A 19353-nucleotide genomic window follows, 5' to 3' on the forward strand; every position below is an offset into this window, starting at 1 on the left:
CTCAAGTTGCCATCTATGCTGTGAGCAGGCCACGACAGACTACCTGCGATGATGAACAGCACGACGCTGCGCACAACACCGTTTGGCGTAACCGCATGAATCGTTTGGGGAGCAGTAGTTCCCATGGACGCACTACGTCACGCCTTATGGTAGCAACTCGGCTTATACCCATCCTCTATGTCCTCCGTGCCTTTATGATGACAAGGGTAGCAACTTGGGTTATGTTGTCACTTCAACATGGCAGTGTGTGATCCCAAATCCATGCTTCATCGTCGAATGATACTGCTCATCCACCCTACCTCTTGCAGGGCATTGATACCGCTCTACAGCCCGTAAAAAAAAACCGGTGACAGGAAAGCTCCTGTCACCGGTGAGTGTCTGATTGTCATTGCATTGCTATACCCGAAAACGGTTTAAATACTCCTGTGTATCAAACGGCTTCGGTGTCGGTCGGGGGAGTGGCTCAAGGGGTGGCCGCCGGTAGAAAATACCGAGTGGCAACCGGTCACTCTCAATGGCGTAACGCATTGCCGCATCGAGATCGGAGGGGTCGTGGGTGTCGGGTAAATTGTACACCAGCTCCTTATACAGCTTGTAGGTATCGTAGAACGTCACACACGGACTCAACACGTGGATAAAGGCAAATCCACGATGTTCCAGACCAGCTTTGATCAGTTCGGCTAACTGTTTCGGCTGACTTGAGAAACCACGGGCCACAAACGAAGCGCCGCTGGACAGGACAATTGCCAGGGGATGGAGCGGTTGTGCTGACTGACCGTAAGGAGTGCTCTTCGTTACGTGACCACGCGGTGAGGTTGGTGAGGTTTGCCCTTTGGTTAAGCCGTAAATGGCATTATCCATCACGATAACGGTCATATCCAGATCGCGCCGGGCCGCATGAGGCAGATGGCCCAGGCCAATACTAAAGAAGTCACCATCACCCCCAACGGCCATAACCGTTAGGTCAGGGCGGGCAATCTTTAACCCAATCGCTGCCGGCAAGGCACGTCCGTGTACTGTATGCAACCCGTAGGTCTGCAAGAAGCCCGGCAACCGCGAACTACAACCGATACCGGAGACGACAGCCAGATCTTTGGGGTTAATCTGAGCCGCGGCCAGGGCCTGCTGAATGGCAGCCAGTACTCCGAAATCGCCACATCCCGGACACCAGATCGGTTTCAGGTCGCTGCGATAATCGGATGGCTTGTAGACAACTGGCGATGTGGTAACTGGTACAGCAGTCATATTCTTACCTGACCTTCATTGATACACTTAAACCAACACTGGCTCGGCCAGCCCGTGCAAAGCATGAATCTGGCGTAGAATCTCAAGGCGCGAGAACGGCATCCCGGTGTACTTCGTTATTGAATGTACCTTGATCCCCAGTTCAGCCTGAAGTAATTTGGCAAACTGACCCTGGAAATTCACTTCCGGTACCAGCACAATCTCGACCTGCTCAAGAAATTCGTTGATTGCATCAACCGGCAGCGGCGACAGCATCTGTACCTGCAACATAGCGACCGGCAAATCTTCCTGTCCGGCCAGGTAAACCGCGCCACGGCACGGACCGGCGGTTGTGCCCCAGCAAATAATGCCCACTTTGGCTCGTTCGGCACCAAAACGGCGCACATACGCCCGTGAATGCTGCAACGGTGCTAGTTTCCCCCACCGTTTTTCGGTCATCATAGCGTGATTGGTCGGGGTATAGTCTGGATTACCGAACTCATTATGTTCGAGACCAGTTGCGGTGTATTGAGCGTGAGCAACGCCGGGGGCAACCATAGGTGAGATCAGGTTCGCCGTGATTTCATAACGACGATACTGTTTGGGAGCCAGCGATCCGTTTGGTCGCAAGCGATCTACTCGTGGATATTTACTCAAATCGAACGGCTCGATAGTCTCAGTACGGAACGAGAGCGAATAATCGCTCAACACAATCACCGGTGTCTGATATTCTTCAGCCAGATTAAAGGCCCAAACGGCAAGGTGGAAGCATTCGGCAACGCTGGCCGGAGCCAGTACAATTCGTGAACTATCGCCGTGCCCACCATAGAGCGCAATATTCAGATCCGACTGCTCCATCTTGGTCGGCAAGCCGGTGCTTGGCCCGCCGCGTTGCGCATCGACTACCACCACCGGAATCTCGGCCATGCTGGCATAGCCAATCGCCTCACACATCAGCGATAGGCCCGGTCCGGAGGTCGCGGTCATTGCCCGTTTCCCACCATACGATGCCCCGATACAGGCCATAATCGCAGCAATCTCATCCTCAGCCTGCAAATACCCGCCACCGATTTTTGGCAGCATCACCGCCATCCCTTCCATAATGTCGGAGGCGGGGGTGATTGGATAGCCGGCGAAAAATTCGGCGCCAGCGTGCAGGGCTCCTGCGACAATGGCCTGATTCCCGGTCATCACATAGCGGTCGTGCTCGCCGGTCGACTCCATCCAAAACGGGTCTCGCTTCTCTAGCTGGTGAGCATAATTAATACCGGCGTGCAACGCGGCCAGGTTGTTCTCCAGCAGATCGGCTTTCTTGCCCAGTTTAGCCCGTACAATATCTTCAAGCTTGTTTAAGCCCAGACCAAACAGCGCCGCCACAACCCCAAGGGCAGCAACATTTTTGCCCCGTCGGTTCCCAGCCTCTTGCGCAATTTTGCCAATCGGAACCGAGTAGGCAATCCCGGTAAATTCATTTGGTAATGGAAATTCTTCTGGGTCGTACAGCAATACAGCGTTGGCGGCTAAATCGGCGTGATGCAAATCCCATGCTTCGCGGTTAAACGCGAACAACACATCAACAGCATCACCCATCGAGCGGACTGGCGCGTTTGAAGCACGCACCTGAAACATGACCGGGCCACCCTTAATTTCTGCCGGAGTGGTGCGAAAGGTGAAGACATGCAGACCAGAACGGGCAGCAGCCTGAGCCAGCATTTCACCGGTGGCCGTACTACCATCACCGCTCTCGCCAGCTACACGGATGACGACATCTTCTTTCCGTATCATGGCGACCTCGCCGTAGCTTCGTTGCTATGCACCTGCACTGGCGCATTAAGCATGAGGATAAGATGAACATATCATAGCACTGCCAATACGTCTCTGCAATGCCCTTTTTCTTGTGATAATTCGTGCGATGATTGTGCAAAAATAATGCGTGGTCAATAATCCGGTAACGATTGTAGAGGTAGCAACAGACTGTTGGGAAGAAGACTGATTACACGACCAAGAGGAAGGAATAAGCTCTGTATTCCCCATCTATGTCACAATCACGTGCTGGATAGCAGATCGTGCATGTACGTGTTGTGCGGTTTGAAGTGCGTAATCCATACTGCCGCACCCACCGTGCTCGCCGTCAGGCGCGTGTCACACTGGTCACCTGCTGGCTACGAGGATGATATGTGTTCTTCTCACGATCATCCGGTTTGTCAGAGATTATTGAGATGACTTCTAACCTGGGGTCCGTACAATACAGATACCACATCTTAAACAGGAGCGCACCGTGTGATACCCTTTCCTGTTGTATCATTCGTTTATGACCGTTGCTGACCATCTTACCCTGAACGAGCTACGGCAGCGGGTCACGAAGGTCAAGGATCCGGTGCAAAGACCCTTAGGCGGCACACCCTCTTGCACTGGTGGCCGAGGGCGAAGGCATCAGCATGAAAGGGTATGACCGTGCCGGTACGTAACCTTAGTGACGGAAATCTCATACGCATGGGCCGGCAGCCCGTCTGCGGGGAGTTGCCGGTGCATTGCGGACAACGCAGCAATGCGCCGTATAGAAGGCTGGGTTGATCAATGGCGATGGATCGTCTCGGTGATGATACCCCGCATTGGTCAAGATTTAGTATCACCATCTCGTCCTACCGCCGTCTTATCGGACTATCCCTACCAGAGCTTGGAAAAAACAAAGCACCCCCTGCAACAGCAGCGAGTGCTACTTGGCGGGGAGGGAGGGATTCGAACCCTCGAGGGGGTTGCCCCCCTAGCGGTTTAGCAAACCGCCGCACTAGGCCACTATGCGACCTCCCCATAGCTGTTCTGGAGGGGGCGGTGGGATTCGAACCCACGGGACGTATTGCTACGTCCTTCGGTTTTCAAGACCGACGCATTAAACCGGACTCTGCCACGCCCCCGCTTGGCTGGCCGGCACAAAAAATGGCAGGCGGGACAGGACTTGAACCTGCAACCGGTGGATTTGGAGGCCACTGCTCTGCCAATTGAGCTACCCGCCTTCGCGCCACTTATCCTACCACATGAGGGCGATTTTGGCAAGAGCCAACTGGAGAGTACGTGTTCGCATTTGGGTAAAGGAATCTTAGGCGGCAGCCGCTTGGCTGAGCAGCCGAAGGCATTCGTCAAACGAGTTCAAGCCACACGCCGGCCAGTCTGTTTGAGACCTGGCCGGCGCCATGCGGGTTTTGCTACTCTTCGGGTTGTGCGAGCCGCCGTTGATCGTGTGGATCCACCAGAACGCCCCCAATGGTACTGGGCCGCACGCTTCTTGCGCGGAGGCTTGGGCGCGTCGGGTTTAGCTTTGGTGGGCTTGACGAAGGGCGGCGCGTCGGAGCGCTGCTGTTCGCGTTTGGTGATGCGCTAGAGCCGCCGCGAGCTGCTGCTCTAGCGCCACGATGTGGGCGGCGAGGGCAGCATGCTCAGTGCAAAGGTGAGCATGCTCCTCATGCAGCGCCATGTTGTCAAGGATACCACACCGCTAGGAGAAGTGTGAACACGTACACTGGAGAGCGGGAATGCGTCAATTGCACGTGTAGGTCTATGGATAACAGGACCGGCGCTGCATCCCAACGTCGCCGATGTACCCGCTCTTCTCTAAAAACCCTCCGGCGCCTGATACCGTTCGAGATTCTGAAAGCGCGTTGTCCGCGACTCAAACCGCAATGGGATCACACCTAATGGGCCGTTACGGTGTTTGGCGATATGAATCTCGGCGATCCCCTTCTTGTCAGTCTCCTTATCGTACAACTCTTCACGATAAATAAACATCACAATATCTGCGTCCTGTTCAATCGAACCCGACTCGCGGAGATCGCTCAGCATCGGTACATGATTTTGCCGCCCCTCAACCGCACGCGAAAGCTGTGAAAGTGCAATCACCGGTACGTTCAGTTCACGGGCAAGGGCTTTCAATCCCCGGCTGATGTCACTCACTTCTTGCACCCGATTATCGGTGCGTCGCCCCGACATGAGTTGCAGGTAGTCGATCATGACAAGTGTAATGCCAACGTCACTGTGCAGGCGACGGGCACGCGCCCGCACATCAGTAATGCTCAGGCCGGGTGTATCTTCAATATAGATCGGCAATTCTGACAACACGCCCAACCCTTCAATAGCCAGACTCAGCTCCTCGCCGCGTAGATTGCCGGTGCGTAAGCGCTGCATATCAATCCCGGTATGCATCGCCAGCATACGCTGGACTAACTGTTCACGGCTCATTTCAAGGCTAAAGATGGCAACAGTGCCGTTTGTGTGAAACGCTACATTATAGGCCAGCGAGAGGGCGAGAGAGGTTTTGCCCACGCTCGGACGTGCGGCGAGGATAATGAGATCGCTCGGCTGCAAACCACCGGTCAGCTCGTCGAGGTCGTGGTAACCGGTTGGTACCCCGATCACCTCGCCTCGCCGCTCCTGCATCGACTCAATTTGGGAAAAGAGGGTATTGACGACACGGCCAATATGGACAAAATCTTGATTGTTCCGCCGCTGTGAAACGGCAAACAGCTCAGCTTCGGCCCGATCCAGCGTCTCTTCGAGATCACTGGCTTCATCGTACCCCATGGCCGCAATCCGGCCACCGGCCTCGATCAGGCGACGGAGCAGCGCCGTCCGTTCGACAATACGGGCGTAGTATTCGATGTGAACGGCAGTTGGCACCTCGGTGACCAGCTCGCTCAACATACTCAACCCGCCCACCAGTTCGAGCTGCCCACGCCGACGCAGTTCCGCCGCGACGGTTGCCAGATCGGCCGGTTCACGTCGGTTGTAACAGGCCAGCATCGCCTCGTAAATCAAGGCGTGTTTTTCGAGGTAAAAATATTCGGCAGGAAGCCAGCCGGCTACCGCAATGATCGCATCACGTTCAAGCAAGATAGAACCAAGCGTTGCTCGCTCGGCCTGGAGATCGAAGGGTACACTGCGTTCGAGGCGATCTTCCCGCTTTTCCACTATGTTTCCCCCGTTGCCCACCGGTTATCCACATCAATGGTATAAAACGCCAATGTGCCGCAATTTGCGGCACATTGGCAAGGAACTGGGTTGATCGAGCAACAGTCGTTTATTCACCCACCACAACAACCTTCAACGTAGCAGATACACCACTCATCAACTCAACCGGTACTTCATATTCACCGGTGCGCTTGATCGGATCCTCCAGTCCGATCTTGCGGCGGTCGATCTCGATCCCGGCTACTTCGTGCAGTTTGGCTGCAATGTCGGCATTGGTTACCGAGCCGTACAGCCGGTCTTGCTCACCGACCTTGACCGTAAAGGTGAGCGTCAGCTCAGCCAGCCTGGCGGCCAGGGCCTGAGCCTCTTTTCGTGCAGCCTCGGCCTTGCGGCGCTGGGCAGCCAGTCGCTCTTCGGCCTGCTTAACCTGGCTCTTCGTCGCCAGTACTGCAAAGCCTTTTGGTAGCAGATAGTTTCGGCCAAAACCGCCGCTTACATCTTTGATTTCACCAGCTTTACCCAGGTGCTCAACATCCTGGAGCAGCAATACTTTCATTTTCTTTGCGCTCACGGCGCTCTCCTTTACCTGTACCCGTTATTAAGCAACGGCCATTATCTTACCATGACCTCGCGCTGCTCGTCAACGTTGTGCATCGACAGGGAACGAGCAGCGCGATGATCGTCCTGCTGGCTGCATGATTGCTCTCGAATGATGCTTCTCTCTGCCTGGCAGCTACGGTTCAGGCTGTTGTTATAGCACAATATCACCCGCCGCTCGTGATAACTGGCATATACGTGCGGTATACCGTAGTCACTACGCGCAACGTGATCGGAATGCTCTGGCTTCCGGCACTCCCGGCATTCACGGTGATGGTCGTTGTATAGGTGCCGGGTGTCAGTCCAGCCGGATTGACGCGATAACGTAGCTCTGTGCGATGACCATTACCGCTGGTTGTTTCAAGGTTTAACCACCCTGTCCCACCGCTTGCACTCCAGGCGATGCTGGTTGATCCCAGGTTCTGTACGGTCAGGGCATAGGTCGATTCTGAATCGGTTGGTTGTGCCAGCAACGTTACCGAAGCCGGTAGCACTGCAAGTTGTGGTGGCGTATCCTGTCGTAGATAGACCGGTGTCCCACTCAGCGGAATCTGAGCCTGACCACCACTGACGGTAAGGGGCAAGAGCGCACCATCGCGGCTAATGAGTAAAGCGCTGCGCCCTGCTTCCAGGGGCAACAGCCCTGTCTCAGCAGCGCCGGTTGTCCAGAGTAGATCGACTACAGCTCCGGTATTGGTCTGGAAGCGCAAATGGTATCGTGCCGCAGGGGTCAGTGTGTTGCTCTGGAATGTATAATTGTGCAGTGGCCCAAAGCCGATAAAGGTTGCAGCCCCAAGTTGTGTTGCCAGGGTTGCGTAAGCACTGGCTGCTGCTTTACGGCTATAGCCCTGATCTCGGTTGCGCAAAAGTGCGGCATTTCCCCACAGATCGGTTGACGGACTGTCGAATTTGTCTTCCAGTTGAAACCAGTTGATGTGCTGTACACCGAGAGCCAGCGCAATTCCGTGGCTGCGCACCAGGTAGTTGGCCTGATCCTGCTCATTTTTACACACCGATGAGGAAGCAGTACAGGTTGACCAGCCAAGCTCGCTGATCCAGATCGGCACATGTGGCCCCCGTCTGGCATCGAGCCAGCTCCGTGTATTCACAATTCGCCCCCACAGAGACACTAGACCGAACAACCCGGCACGATCCGGTGCAGTGTCGGGCATGTAGGGGTGAATGGCTAACGCATCAAAACTGGTCTGCGCAGTGGGCACAGTAGCGAAGGCAGCGCCGAGAAACTCCAGGCCATCACGATTACCGCCAGTACGAGTACCACCATCAAAGACATAGACGCCGCCAGTGGCAACGATGGCTGTCGGATCGGCGGCTTTTGCCGCGGCGTATCCGGCAGCCAGTAATGCACCGTACTCATTGGCCTCACCCGGCCAGGTTGCCCAGTTGTTCGGCTCGTTCCAGATTTGCCAGGCGGCTACCCGTGGCGAGCCGGGCGCATCGTTGATCCCATCACCATCGTAACGCTCAACCGCAGCCGCTACGAAGTTGGCAAAATCTTGCGGGTTCGCCGGTGGGCACCAGTAGTTTACTGAACCACCGTTGCGCGTAATCCGGCTGGTACAATCGCCAACCCGTGCCCATGTCGGTGTCGTGAGCAACATACCGATAATCCCAAAACCGGCATTCGCGGCTTGCGCGAGTGCCGCATCCATCAGACTCCAGGAAAATACACCTTTCGTCGGTTCCAGATTGGCCCAACTAATCTCTTCGCGCACCCAGCTCACTCCAAGATCACGGGTAGCATTGGTCAACGCTCCCAGATCATCATTGCGATTTTGAGGAAGCCGTTCTAAGCCACTGAAATAGGTATTCATTCCCAGTGTACCCAACCGTGAGGGTTGGCCAGGTGCGGCGACGAGGGTTGTCGGCAGTGTCGTGAGGAGCAGAGAACTGATGATCCAGCAGAGGAGAAGATTGCGTGCGTATCGATCCATAGCCGTTTCCACGTAAACACCTTCATTGCCGTGTTTGCATCGTATCATAGTTTGACCCTAAAAACGGAAAACAATAAGCGACAAAAAGTGATGGCCCGATGTATACAGAGTGTCACCTTCGGTCCCCGTTCGTTCATCAAACTGACATCTTTGCCCCCTACTATAGCAGTGTCGCATCAACCACTCCAGGGAGCAGCCTATGTATCGTCGGTATGGAAAACGCTTCCTCGATCTGGTGATTGTCATTCCAACCCTGGTTGTACTGGCACCGGTTATGGCAATCATCGCCCTGTTTGTACGGGTCAAATTGGGGCCTGGTGTCTTCTTCCGCCAACAACGTCCCGGTCTGCACGGAAGACCGTTCACGATGCTCAAGTTTCGGACAATGACCGATACCCGTGATGCGCAGGGTAATCTGTTGCCCGATGATCAGCGGTTGACACCGTTTGGTCGTTTTTTGCGGAGCACCAGTCTGGATGAACTGCCTGAGCTTCTCTGTGTCCTGCGTGGCGAGATGAGTCTGGTCGGACCACGACCGCTATTGATGCAGTATTTGGCACGCTACACTCCCGAACAGCGCCGTCGTCACGAGGTATTGCCGGGCATTACCGGCCTAGCCCAGATCAATGGTCGTAATGCGCTTTCGTGGGAGCAGAAGTTTGCCTACGATGTGCAGTACGTCGATCAGCTTTCATTCTGGCTCGATGTGAAGATTCTGTTCCTCACCTTGTGGAAGGTCATCCAACGCGAAGGGATCAGTCAGCCTGGATGCGCAACTGCCGAAGAGTTTCGCGGCTCGCCACCACCGCCGCAGCCACCAATGAAGCCAGGAGTCGCGAGTAGCGACTGATACGTACCTGAGCCGTAACCAATTGTTCTTTTCAGCGACGTATTGGACAACGGTCATTGCATACAGATAACAGACGGAGCAAGGCTTTCCTGCAATTCACCATACCCTGCGTTGCCCTGTCGAGAGAGCATTGCAAACTATGACTCAGCGCATTGCCATCATCGGCGCAGGTGGTCACGGGCAGGTAGTGGCCGATATTCTGTTACGTGCTGCTGCCTACGGTCAGGCATGCCAGCCTATTGGTTACCTCGATGATAATCCAGCATGTCACGGTCAGCAGCGCCTGGGGTTACCGGTGCTGGGGCCGATCAGCATGCTTGCCACACTCCCTCACGATAGTGTGATTGTTGCAATTGGCGATAATCGGGTGCGAGCCCGGCTTTTCGCCGAATTGAATGCACGTGGCGAACATTTTGCCCGTGCCATTCATCCAACGGCGATTATTGCTCCTGATGTGGTCATTGGGCCGGGCACCATGATCTGCGCCGGTGCCATTGTCAATCCCGGTAGCGTTATCGGGGCCAATGTTATCCTCAATACTGCCTGTACCGTCGATCATCACAATCAAGTGGGGGATCATGCGCATCTGGCACCGGGTGTACATACCGGCGGTGCGGTCACCATCGGCACCGGTGCTTTAGTTGGCATCGGCGCCATCGTGATGCCGCAGCGGCGGGTTGGTGATTGGAGTGTCGTCGGTGCCGGTGCGCTTGTCCACCGTGATGTTACTGCTGAGACAGTGGTTACCGGTGTACCGGCACAGCCATTATATGTCCGGGCTGTCGGCGAATAACGGTCGATCTGCACATCTCCAGTTGGAGCAAACGTCAGTGTTGGGTGTGTTCAGGTTTTACGCGATATGTCAGGGGAGTTGAGCGTGTCAGTTCCAATGTCAGCACCGGATATTACCGAGGCCGAGATACAGGCAGTACAGCAGGTACTGCATACCAGTTATCTGAGCATTGGCCCACAAATCAAGGCGTTTGAGCAGGCAATGGCCGATTATGTTGGACTACCGCACGCGGTAGGCGTCAATTCCGGTACCAGTGGATTGCATCTGTGTTGTATTGCGACCGGCGCCCGTGATGGCGACCTGGTCATTACAACACCCTTCTCATTTATCGCCTCGGCCAATAGCATTCTTTACGAGCGGGCAATTCCAATCTTCGTTGATGTTGATCCGGTTACCGGAAACATCGATCCACAGCTTGTGGCTGAGGCTGCATCTGATCTGATGCGCGGAGTCACTGCTGCCCGGCGCTGGTTGCCTCGGCGCCACAACACGCCCGGTATGCTCAGAGCGATCATGCCGGTTCACGCCTTTGGGCAACCCGCCGATATGGATCCGATCAATGCCGTAGCTGCCGAATATGGGCTATACGTGATCGAAGATGCCTGTGAAGCGATTGGGTCGATGTACAAAGGGCGTATGGCGGGCACCCTCAGCGATGCCGCCGTCTTTGCCTTTTACCCAAATAAGCAGATGACAACCGGCGAAGGGGGAATGATTGTTACCCATCGTGATGATTGGGCCGGCCTGTTCCGCTCACTCCGCAACCAGGGGCGCGATGTCTTTGATGCCTGGCTCAATCACACTCGTCTCGGTTACAATTATCGCCTTGACGAAATGAGTGCGGCGTTAGGCGTTGTGCAATTGCGGCGGATCGAAGAACTGATTGCTTGCCGTGCCCAGGTAGCCGCCTGGTACAACGAACAACTGGCCGACCTCGAATTGGTTGAACGACCGCAACTCAGCCCGCATACCACCCGGATGAGCTGGTTTGTGTATGTAATTCGTATTTTGCCACCCGCCGATCGCAATATGGTTATGCGCCGGCTGGCGGAGGCCGGTATTCCGAGCCGTCCGTACTTCACACCGATCCACCTCCAACCCTTCTATCGAGAACAGTTTGGGTACGAACCGGGTGATTTTCCGGTTACGGAGCGGCTTGGCAGCCTTTCGCTAGCGCTGCCCTTCTCCAGCGTGATGCGTGAAGAGCAGGTTGCCGAAGTTGTTCATCATTTGCGAGCTGCGCTGCAATAAATAACCGTTGCTAGTGCAAAGTGTTAGTAAGTCACAAACCTGCACTTTCTAACAAGATTTTCATCGCCTTTCATCACTTACCACATTGCTTGTTCACATACAGCCGGTAGTATAAGTGTTGTCACTAAGGCACAAGCAGCGTTATCTATTGCCAGCGCCTCTCCTGCATACGCTGCCCTTCCATAAAGCAGCAAATGGAAAGGAGCCTGTCTTGAAGCTCTTATCATCTCCTACGCGCAATCGTTATTTTTTCTTTCTCGACGCTATGCTACTGCCATTAATGGCATACTTGAGCTTCGTAGTACGGCTTGATGATCTTCCAAATGACAATGCGTTCCTGGGATGGTTGATCCTTGTAATCATTGCCACCCCAGTGCATCTCATCGTCTTTCGGTGTCTTGGTATCTATTCCCGTTTCTGGCGTTACGCATCCATCGACGAGTTGCTGCTACTTATTTCTGCCATTTCTCTGGCAATGCTCATTTCTACCCCAGCTGCACTTATTGTTACTGCGATAACTCCATTTGCTCTCTTGCCGCGGTCAGTACCAATCATCTTTTTCTTCTTTGGCCTGACGGCCGCAATCGGTCCTCGTCTGATTACACGTATTCGCTGGCATCGCGCAACTGTGAAGCGCAAGTCTAAAGGCGAATTGACCTGTAACATGCAGCGGGTGTTGATCATGGGGGCTGGTTCAGCCGGCACAATGATTGCCCGTGAACTCCGCGATAATCCGCAACTCGGTATGGTTGCAGTTGGCTTTCTTGATGATGATCCCCTCAAGCAGGGCATGCATATCTACGGCGTGCCGGTGTTGGGTAATCGTTATGACATTCCGCGGCTGGCTCGGGAGCGACAGGCACATTACGTCATTATTGCGATGCCATCGGCGAGTGGCAAAGATATTCGCAGCATTGTTGAACTCTGTGAACGTACTAGAGTGAAGACCAAGATCATGCCCGGTCTTTACGAGATGCTCGATGGTAAGGTGAGCGTCAATCAGTTGCGGAATGTCCAGATTGAAGACTTGCTCCGCCGTCCTCCGGTCCAGACTGATCTTGCCGCTGTTCATCAGCTTCTGAGCGGGAAGCGGGTGCTAGTCACCGGCGGTGGTGGCTCGATTGGTTCTGAGCTTTGTCGGCAAATTCTACGGGCCGGTCCTGAAGAGCTGATCATCCTCGGTCACGGCGAAAATTCGGTCTTTACCATCGAGCAGGAATTGCGGCGAATCGCTCCGCCGACTACGAAGCTCTCGGTAGTCATCGCTGACATCCGTTTCGCCGAGCGCATCATGCACATCTTTGAGCAGTACCGGCCAGAGATAGTCTTTCACGCTGCGGCGCATAAGCATGTGCCGTTGATGGAGTTGCATCCCTCAGAAGCAGTAACGAATAACGTGCTCGGTACCCGTAATCTGCTCAGCGCGGCAATCCAGGTTGATGTGAGCCATTTTGTGATGATTTCTAGCGATAAAGCGGTTAATCCGACCAGTGTGATGGGGGCGACAAAGCGTGTGGCTGAGCTGCTGGTACACGAGGCGGCCCGGCAGAGTGGACGGGTGTATGTGGCCGTGCGCTTTGGGAATGTGCTTGGTTCCCGCGGCTCGGTTGTGCTGACCTTTAAGCAGCAGATTGCGGCCGGTGGTCCGGTAACGGTGACCCATCCTGAGATGCGCCGCTTCTTCATGACCATCCCTGAAGCGGTGCAATTGACATTACAGGCTTCGGTGTTGGGGAAAGGTGGCGAGGTGTTTGTGCTCGATATGGGCGAACCAATCCGTATCGTCGATCTGGCTCGCGACATGATCGAATTGTCCGGCCTACAGGTTGGTCGCGATATTGATATTGTCTTTACCGGCCTGCGTCCCGGTGAGAAGCTCTATGAGGAGCTATTTGTTGAGGGTGAAGAATACGAGCGGACAACCCATGCCAAGATTGTCATTGCCCGCAACGCATCACAGATAGTACCACGCACATTAGCCGACCAAATTCGTATTCTCGAAATGGCAGCTCTCAACGATGATACGGCTGTGCTGCTGCGTACCCTCCATCGTCTGGTTCCAACCTTCAAACAGCCGACACCGATGCCGATGAGCGAACCCAAACCGCACGAACAGGTTGTCGGTGAGCCGCTATGGCGACGACAGTTGGCCAGTGATTAGGCAAATGCATCGCGAAGTGTTCATGTGAGGGTGTAGGTATGCATGTATAGCGTTGCCTGGAGTGCGGAAGCCACGACTCCGCACTCCATCGTAAGGATGCCTAGAAGGCGTGTTCTACCCGTTTTTTGAGCTAGTCGGTCTTGCTATCGGGTGTGAACTCATTATCAGACTGTTGCAACAGGTTGCTATATGAAACACATTCACCGTCTACTCCTGATCACGCTGATCGGTATGATAATCGTGGCCGCAATCCTGCGTGATGACCGATTACCGGTTGCTGCTCAACCTTTGACCGGTGGCCTAGTAACGCACATGCTTGCTGAGGATACGGTACAGGTGACGATGCCCAGACGATTCGCTCTTACCTTTACACCAGACGGGATCGCGGTGTGGCACGACCTGCGGCGCGATCCGGCCGGTCAGCGCAATCTGGTTGCCCAATCAACACCACTTCTTGTTCCTCGGCTTGCAGACGGCCAGCAAGTGGTCGTCAGACCAATACTGGTACGTAGCTCATCACTACGCACGGTGATCTCGTACACTTACGCTGGCACCACAGTCAGTTATGAGGTGTGGGCCGGCGGTCAGATACTGATTAGCGCCAGTGGTCAGCTCATCACGCTCTCTGGTCCTCACCTGACCGGCGACGCCAGTACCGGAGCGGCTCTGCAAGCGATTAAACCTACATCTCCTGCTCAGTACTGGGTACTCTATCTTGATGCCTGGGCCGTTGATGAACTACCGCTCGCCTTATCCGATCCGGCAATGGTCGCCGCCACCTCAGCTGAGAATATGAGCTTATCCGCGAGCGGTTCGGTCTCGATAACCCCACCTGACGGTGTCGTGCGGGCGCCACGGCTCCGCATCCAGAACTGGTCTGGCGGCGAGACGGTTACAGTCGAGCGAGCCGGAGTGACCTTGGCTGAAGGTGTCGATTATCTGACCGAGTATGATCCTGCTAGTAACGATCTACTCGTGCAATATTTGCATCTTCTGCCACCTGGCCCGGCAGCCAGCCGTACTTTCCAGATTCGCCCATCCCAGGCCGAACCGGTCTTGAGTCTGGCTATTCTCGATGCTAACGGCAATCCCCGACCCCTTGATCCGGTTACCGGTATGCTGATCGTCGATGCCGATCTCCCCGCCGGGCAATCGCCTGCACCTGGCCCGTTAACGACGAGCGATGTCTTCCAGATTCCGTATATTCAAACTGGGCCAACGCTACGCTTGCAGGCAACGGTCACCGATCCGCCGGCTGAGTTTAGTGGTGTCCGCTTTACCATCAGTGGCCCCGGTTTTAATCAAACGATTGACGATCTCACACCCGGCGATGGTCTTACCGCGACCGTTACCCTGCCGCGCCGCGCCGAGTACAGTGTGTCGGCGACGATTCTGATCAATGGCGAACCGGGATCGCTTAGCCGGACTATCGATCCGGTTGGCTACGGATATGTGTTCGTAAGCATTGGCGACTCGATCACCGCCGGGAAATGGGGCTTCTATCGCCTGCCGCCAGGTTCAAGCCTCACCGGTGCGAGTGATGGCTATCCGTTTACCAGCCCTCCACCGGTTGGCAGTGGCTACCCGCGCAGCGATGATGGTCGTAACTATCCACAATCGGATAACACCCAGGCCGATAGTGCCGGTTATCAGAACATCTACTATGCTGGTTACCAGATAGAGTTGAATAATTTGCTGACAAACTGCCTCAATAGCCCGATCTTCATTCTCAACGATGGCTTCAGCGGCATTCGCACTGCACGCGATCTCTACGGTAACACCACCGGATCAGACCGGATTGGGGCAAGTGGCTACATGAATGCACTTGGCAAAGCAACGGTGTATCGGCAGCATATCACGGATCTGGGGGCCGGACAGGTGTTGCTGCAAGTTGGCACCAATGATGCCACGGCAGTTTCGACGACGAATATCTACAACAACCTGATGCCGGCCAGTGTCTATAAAGAAGATCTGCGTGCTCTCATCAATGCCATTCGCCAGGATCGCCCCGATCTTGGATTGTGGGTTGCGCGTCTCCCGTGGCGCAATGATGGCACGAGTACCCAGGCAAATACTCGTCGTGCCACAACACAGTCGTTTAATCTTAGTATTGCCGAACTGGTCGATGAACTCGATGACGGGGCACCGGTTCGGTTAGGGCCAGATTTTTATACCCACTTTGCCAATCATCAAGATCAGATTATCACCACAAATCCCAGTAACGGTGGTGCCGACAACATTCACCCGAATAGTGCAGGCTTCAGCGCGATGGCCGATCTGTGGAGCGATGTGCTTTGCGTCGATCTACCTCGTGAATCCGATCCATCACCGACGCCGACCAGCACTACCTACATTCCAACCGTCACCAATACATCTTCACCGACACCCAGCAGTGTTGTTACGACCACAAGTAGCCCAACTGCGACTTCCACCCCAACTGCGACCACCAGCCCAACGCTGACAGGTAGTCCGACCGCGACCACCAGCCCAACGCTGACAGGTAGTCCGACCGCGACCACCAGCCCAACGGTGACAGGTAGCCCGACCGCGACCACCAGCCCAACGGCGACAGGTAGCCCAACCGCGACCACCAGCCCGACGGTGACAACCAGTCCGACAGTAACAGCCAGCCCAACTTCGACCCCGACCGGTTCACCGGTACAGGCACCGGGAAGCGCTATCTACATCCCGATCATAAATAGATGATGATACTGTGGGGTGACTGAAGATCCGGTGGGGCGCACAGTCATGTGCCCCACCGGGCATTGCCGGCGCAATGGCCAACGGCGGTTGTCTATCAAAATCTTGGTAAAAACAGTGCATCACTACTGGAGAAGTCAACGATACCAGGTCTGACAACATAGCACGGCACGCGATCCAGGCTATTCCTTTTCACCAACCCTTCTTAATTCCCATCCTGCGTTGTGTTCATCGCCAGGTGGCGCTACTGCTGCCGACATTGCCGCGTTCATGGCTATGCATTACCCACATGTCACGCTGCAAGCGCTCCTCGTGGCGTGGGCTTCCAGCCCACATGCCGGCATCCTCGCCACAGCAAGCAGATGCTGGTCGTGGCTGCTGGTGCGAACACGTCTTCGCACAGGTATCACATTCATGACGGACCGATCGATGACCGAAACGATCACATCCGGCTTCTCCGTGACCAGGATGGGGAACGGCGGACCACGTGCCGGATCGTGTGTACGGCTGGCGCGGCAGCATGGCTGCCGCACTCCAAACTACGCGACACGCACATGATGTGCGCGTAAGGCAACCCATCCAGTACGCGATAGCACGGCTGGAGCTGCGCGTTGCTACCGGGCTAGTTGCCCAAAACAGCATCCATGGCGATCATACCCGCTGATACACCCGTGGTTGATACCAGTTGTGGGTAATGCATAGGCGTTCATGGGGGGCGTGTCGGCGATTTCTACAGATTGACACCGAGGGGATGGTATAGTCGCAGATGACCGCATATCCGGTAATGTGCCGTGATGCACAGGATCGGGCAAGATGTGACATCACACGGCATCAATCATACCGTACACGTTGCGGCGTGCAGACATACTCCTGGTGTACGGGCTGGTATAATCGTATATAGCACTCTGACACCTGTCGGAGTATCGTGCCGGAGATACGACCCACAGCATATGCAACTACGTGTCACACAACTCAGCGCCAGCTACGGTGTTCGCACCATCTTGCGCGGAATCAGCTTTGAACTCCAGCGCGGTGAAGTCCTGGTCGTCAGTGGGCCAAACGGAAGTGGTAAAAGCACGCTGTTGCGTATCCTGGCCGGTCTCCAGATGCCCGCAAGTGGAAGTGTGTCATACACGGTCGGCGATCATCAGCTTGATCCACGCGATATGCACCACTTCATCGGTTGGGTCGCTCCCGACCTGTCACTTTACCGGGAACTGAGCGGGATCGAAAACTTACGCTTTTTTGCCGATGTCCGTGGACTGACCATATCCGACACCGAACTTCACACCTTGCTCAGGCAGGTTGGGCTGGGCGAGCGTGGTCATGATCGGTTGGCTGCCTACTCATCGGGTATGACGCAGCGGTTACGCTACGCTTTTGCCCTGCTTCATCGGCCACCAGTGCTCTTACTCGATGAACCAACCGTGACCCTCGACGAACGGGGCACAGCGTTCGTCGAACAGATTATTACCGACCAGCGCCAACGCGGGCTAACCGTCATTGCCACCAATGACCCGCGTGAGTTGCGGTATGCCGATCTGCTGCTGAAGTTATCTTGAAGTGTGAGCACAGAACTGTATGGCTGAATCAATTGACACCGAGGCACAATCGCCCTCGCATGCAACGCTCCAGTCTAGTGGCACAATAGCAACCCTCCGGGCGGCCTGGGCAATCTTTCGTAAAGACATTGCCTGTGAACTCAGGACACGCTACGCCATCAACACCCTTCTGCTCTTTGCGGTCAGTGCAGCGACTGCGGTCAGCCTTGGTGTAGGATTTCTCGGTTTGCGTCGTACTGAAGAGGCACTCTTGATCCAATCGGCCCTGCTTTGGGTTGCCATCCTCTTTGCTGCCCTGAATGGACTTTCTCGCAGCTTTGTTTACGAAGAGGAGACACGAACCCTCACCGCATTACGTCTGGCAGCCTCGCCAACCGCGGTGTTTCTAGGCAAATTCTGCTTTAACCTGACGCTCGTGCTGATCCTTGATCTGGTAACCAGTCTGCTCTTTATCGTCTTGTTGCGCGTCCAGGTCGGTAGCCCACTTGCCTTCAGTGCAATGCTGGCGACCGGAGGGTTGGCATTAACCTCGGCAACAACTATCATTGCGGCAATTATTGCCCGCGCCAGCTTCAAAAATGCCCTCTTTGCGGTACTGGCATTCCCTCTCCTCGTTGCTCCTTTGATCGTTGCCATCCAGGGCACTGCGCAAACGCTTGAAAACGTCGCCTTTGATGTTGTCCTAGGCCCGATCCGCTTCCTGCTGGCTTACGTCGTGGTCACCTTTACCGCTTCACTGATGCTCTTTCCCTTTGTATGGGAGTCTTGACAGGTGAGCTGAAGCTGTATAGTCACTGTCTTCACTTAGAGAGCATTGCAATGAAGAGGTTATCTCATTAATTACTGACAGATTACGTGTATCGTGACAAGAGCACACATCATCCCCGTGACTGGGAGGGCAAACGGTGTGATACTCGCCTGGCACGAAGCATGGCTGGTGCGGCAGCCATGCTGTCGCACTCCAAACGACGCGACACGTCCATGACAGGCGTGTAATGCAACTCATTCAGCGTATGATGGCACGATCAAAGCTGATCTCTGTCACACTGATAGACTGGAAGCAGGATAGGCTGTCCGCTAATATGTTCTTTTCTAGCCTACATCTTCTTCATGTCACACTGATAGACTGGAAGCAGGATAGGCTGTCCGCCTGTGCGATGGTTGGGTAGAACCTATTTCAAAAAACATCTACGAGAAGGTGTCTTCTGCATTGCCGCTCGGTTCCATGTTCGTGACGAGCACACCCGGCCTCCGCGTGACCAGCCGGGTCAATGACGTTGCACGCGCCAGATCGTGAG

At 55.0% G+C, this 19353-nt stretch carries 12 protein-coding genes and 3 tRNA genes; 7 read left to right on the plus strand and 8 right to left on the minus strand.

Annotation, left to right across the window (positions count from 1 at the left end; translation table 11 throughout):
• Positions 1-396: 396 nt before the first annotated feature.
• From VAE55_RS11090 to VAE55_RS11125, 8 genes are all read right to left on the minus strand, one after another.
• A complete protein-coding gene (locus VAE55_RS11090; RefSeq protein ID WP_322815847.1) occupies positions 397-1245 on the minus strand; it encodes a 2-oxoacid:ferredoxin oxidoreductase subunit beta in 849 nt (282 codons plus the stop codon).
• Positions 1246-1272: 27 nt separating this feature from the next.
• Complete coding sequence (locus tag VAE55_RS11095; RefSeq protein ID WP_322815848.1) at positions 1273-3009, minus strand: 2-oxoacid:acceptor oxidoreductase subunit alpha; 1737 nt, start codon at positions 3007-3009, stop codon at positions 1273-1275.
• 936 nt (positions 3010-3945) lie between these two features.
• Positions 3946-4035, minus strand: a tRNA-Ser gene (locus VAE55_RS11100).
• A 10-nt stretch (positions 4036-4045) separates the two neighbouring features.
• Positions 4046-4139 (minus strand) — tRNA-Ser (locus VAE55_RS11105).
• A 23-nt stretch (positions 4140-4162) separates the two neighbouring features.
• Positions 4163-4238, minus strand: a tRNA-Trp gene (locus tag VAE55_RS11110).
• 595 nt (positions 4239-4833) lie between these two features.
• Complete coding sequence (dnaB, locus tag VAE55_RS11115) at positions 4834-6189, minus strand: replicative DNA helicase (RefSeq protein ID WP_322815857.1); 1356 nt, start codon at positions 6187-6189, stop codon at positions 4834-4836.
• Between the two features lie 106 nt (positions 6190-6295).
• Positions 6296-6742, minus strand: coding sequence for a 50S ribosomal protein L9 (gene rplI, locus VAE55_RS11120; protein ID WP_322815858.1), 447 nt, complete (start codon positions 6740-6742; stop codon positions 6296-6298).
• 208 nt (positions 6743-6950) lie between these two features.
• A complete protein-coding gene (locus tag VAE55_RS11125; RefSeq protein WP_322815849.1) occupies positions 6951-8738 on the minus strand; it encodes a BACON domain-containing protein in 1788 nt (595 codons plus the stop codon).
• 199 nt (positions 8739-8937) lie between these two features.
• Here VAE55_RS11125 and VAE55_RS11130 point away from each other — a divergent pair, with 199 nt between their 5' ends.
• The 7 genes from VAE55_RS11130 (at position 8938) to VAE55_RS11160 (ending at position 18824) form a co-directional block, all read left to right on the plus strand.
• Positions 8938-9588: a sugar transferase gene (locus VAE55_RS11130; RefSeq protein WP_322815850.1), complete on the plus strand. Its 651-nt coding sequence runs from the start codon at positions 8938-8940 to the stop codon at positions 9586-9588.
• A gap of 139 nt (positions 9589-9727) precedes the next feature.
• Positions 9728-10381, plus strand: coding sequence for an acetyltransferase (locus VAE55_RS11135; protein ID WP_322815851.1), 654 nt, complete (start codon positions 9728-9730; stop codon positions 10379-10381).
• A gap of 84 nt (positions 10382-10465) precedes the next feature.
• On the plus strand, positions 10466-11632 hold the full coding sequence (locus VAE55_RS11140; RefSeq protein WP_322815852.1) for a DegT/DnrJ/EryC1/StrS family aminotransferase: 1167 nt from the start codon (positions 10466-10468) through the stop codon (positions 11630-11632).
• 211 nt (positions 11633-11843) lie between these two features.
• Positions 11844-13793, plus strand: a complete 1950-nt coding sequence (locus VAE55_RS11145) for a nucleoside-diphosphate sugar epimerase/dehydratase (RefSeq protein ID WP_322815853.1) — start codon at positions 11844-11846, stop codon at positions 13791-13793.
• A gap of 189 nt (positions 13794-13982) precedes the next feature.
• Positions 13983-16499: a GDSL-type esterase/lipase family protein gene (locus VAE55_RS11150; RefSeq protein WP_322815854.1), complete on the plus strand. Its 2517-nt coding sequence runs from the start codon at positions 13983-13985 to the stop codon at positions 16497-16499.
• Positions 16500-17443: 944 nt separating this feature from the next.
• Positions 17444-18055: a heme ABC exporter ATP-binding protein CcmA gene (ccmA, locus tag VAE55_RS11155; protein WP_322815855.1), complete on the plus strand. Its 612-nt coding sequence runs from the start codon at positions 17444-17446 to the stop codon at positions 18053-18055.
• 19 nt (positions 18056-18074) lie between these two features.
• Positions 18075-18824, plus strand: coding sequence for a heme exporter protein CcmB (locus tag VAE55_RS11160; RefSeq protein ID WP_322815856.1), 750 nt, complete (start codon positions 18075-18077; stop codon positions 18822-18824).
• The last annotated feature ends 529 nt before the right edge of the window (positions 18825-19353 follow it).

The sequence above is a fragment of the Chloroflexus sp. genome (assembly GCF_034432675.1).
Lineage (GTDB): Bacteria > Chloroflexota > Chloroflexia > Chloroflexales > Chloroflexaceae > Chloroflexus.

Excerpts from the sequence above, each read along its gene's own strand:
- VAE55_RS11090 (WP_322815847.1), bottom strand. The coding sequence starts at position 1,245 with ATGACTGCTGTACCAGTTACCACATCGCCAGTTGTCTACAAGCCATCC.
- VAE55_RS11095 (WP_322815848.1), bottom strand. The coding sequence starts at position 3,009 with ATGATACGGAAAGAAGATGTCGTCATCCGTGTAGCTGGCGAGAGCGGT.
- rplI (WP_322815858.1), bottom strand. The coding sequence starts at position 6,742 with ATGAAAGTATTGCTGCTCCAGGATGTTGAGCACCTGGGTAAAGCTGGT.
- VAE55_RS11125 (WP_322815849.1), bottom strand. The coding sequence starts at position 8,738 with ATGGATCGATACGCACGCAATCTTCTCCTCTGCTGGATCATCAGTTCT.
- VAE55_RS11130 (WP_322815850.1), top strand. The coding sequence starts at position 8,938 with ATGTATCGTCGGTATGGAAAACGCTTCCTCGATCTGGTGATTGTCATT.
- VAE55_RS11135 (WP_322815851.1), top strand. The coding sequence starts at position 9,728 with ATGACTCAGCGCATTGCCATCATCGGCGCAGGTGGTCACGGGCAGGTA.
- VAE55_RS11150 (WP_322815854.1), top strand. The coding sequence starts at position 13,983 with ATGAAACACATTCACCGTCTACTCCTGATCACGCTGATCGGTATGATA.
- ccmA (WP_322815855.1), top strand. The coding sequence starts at position 17,444 with ATGCAACTACGTGTCACACAACTCAGCGCCAGCTACGGTGTTCGCACC.
- VAE55_RS11160 (WP_322815856.1), top strand. The coding sequence starts at position 18,075 with ATGGCTGAATCAATTGACACCGAGGCACAATCGCCCTCGCATGCAACG.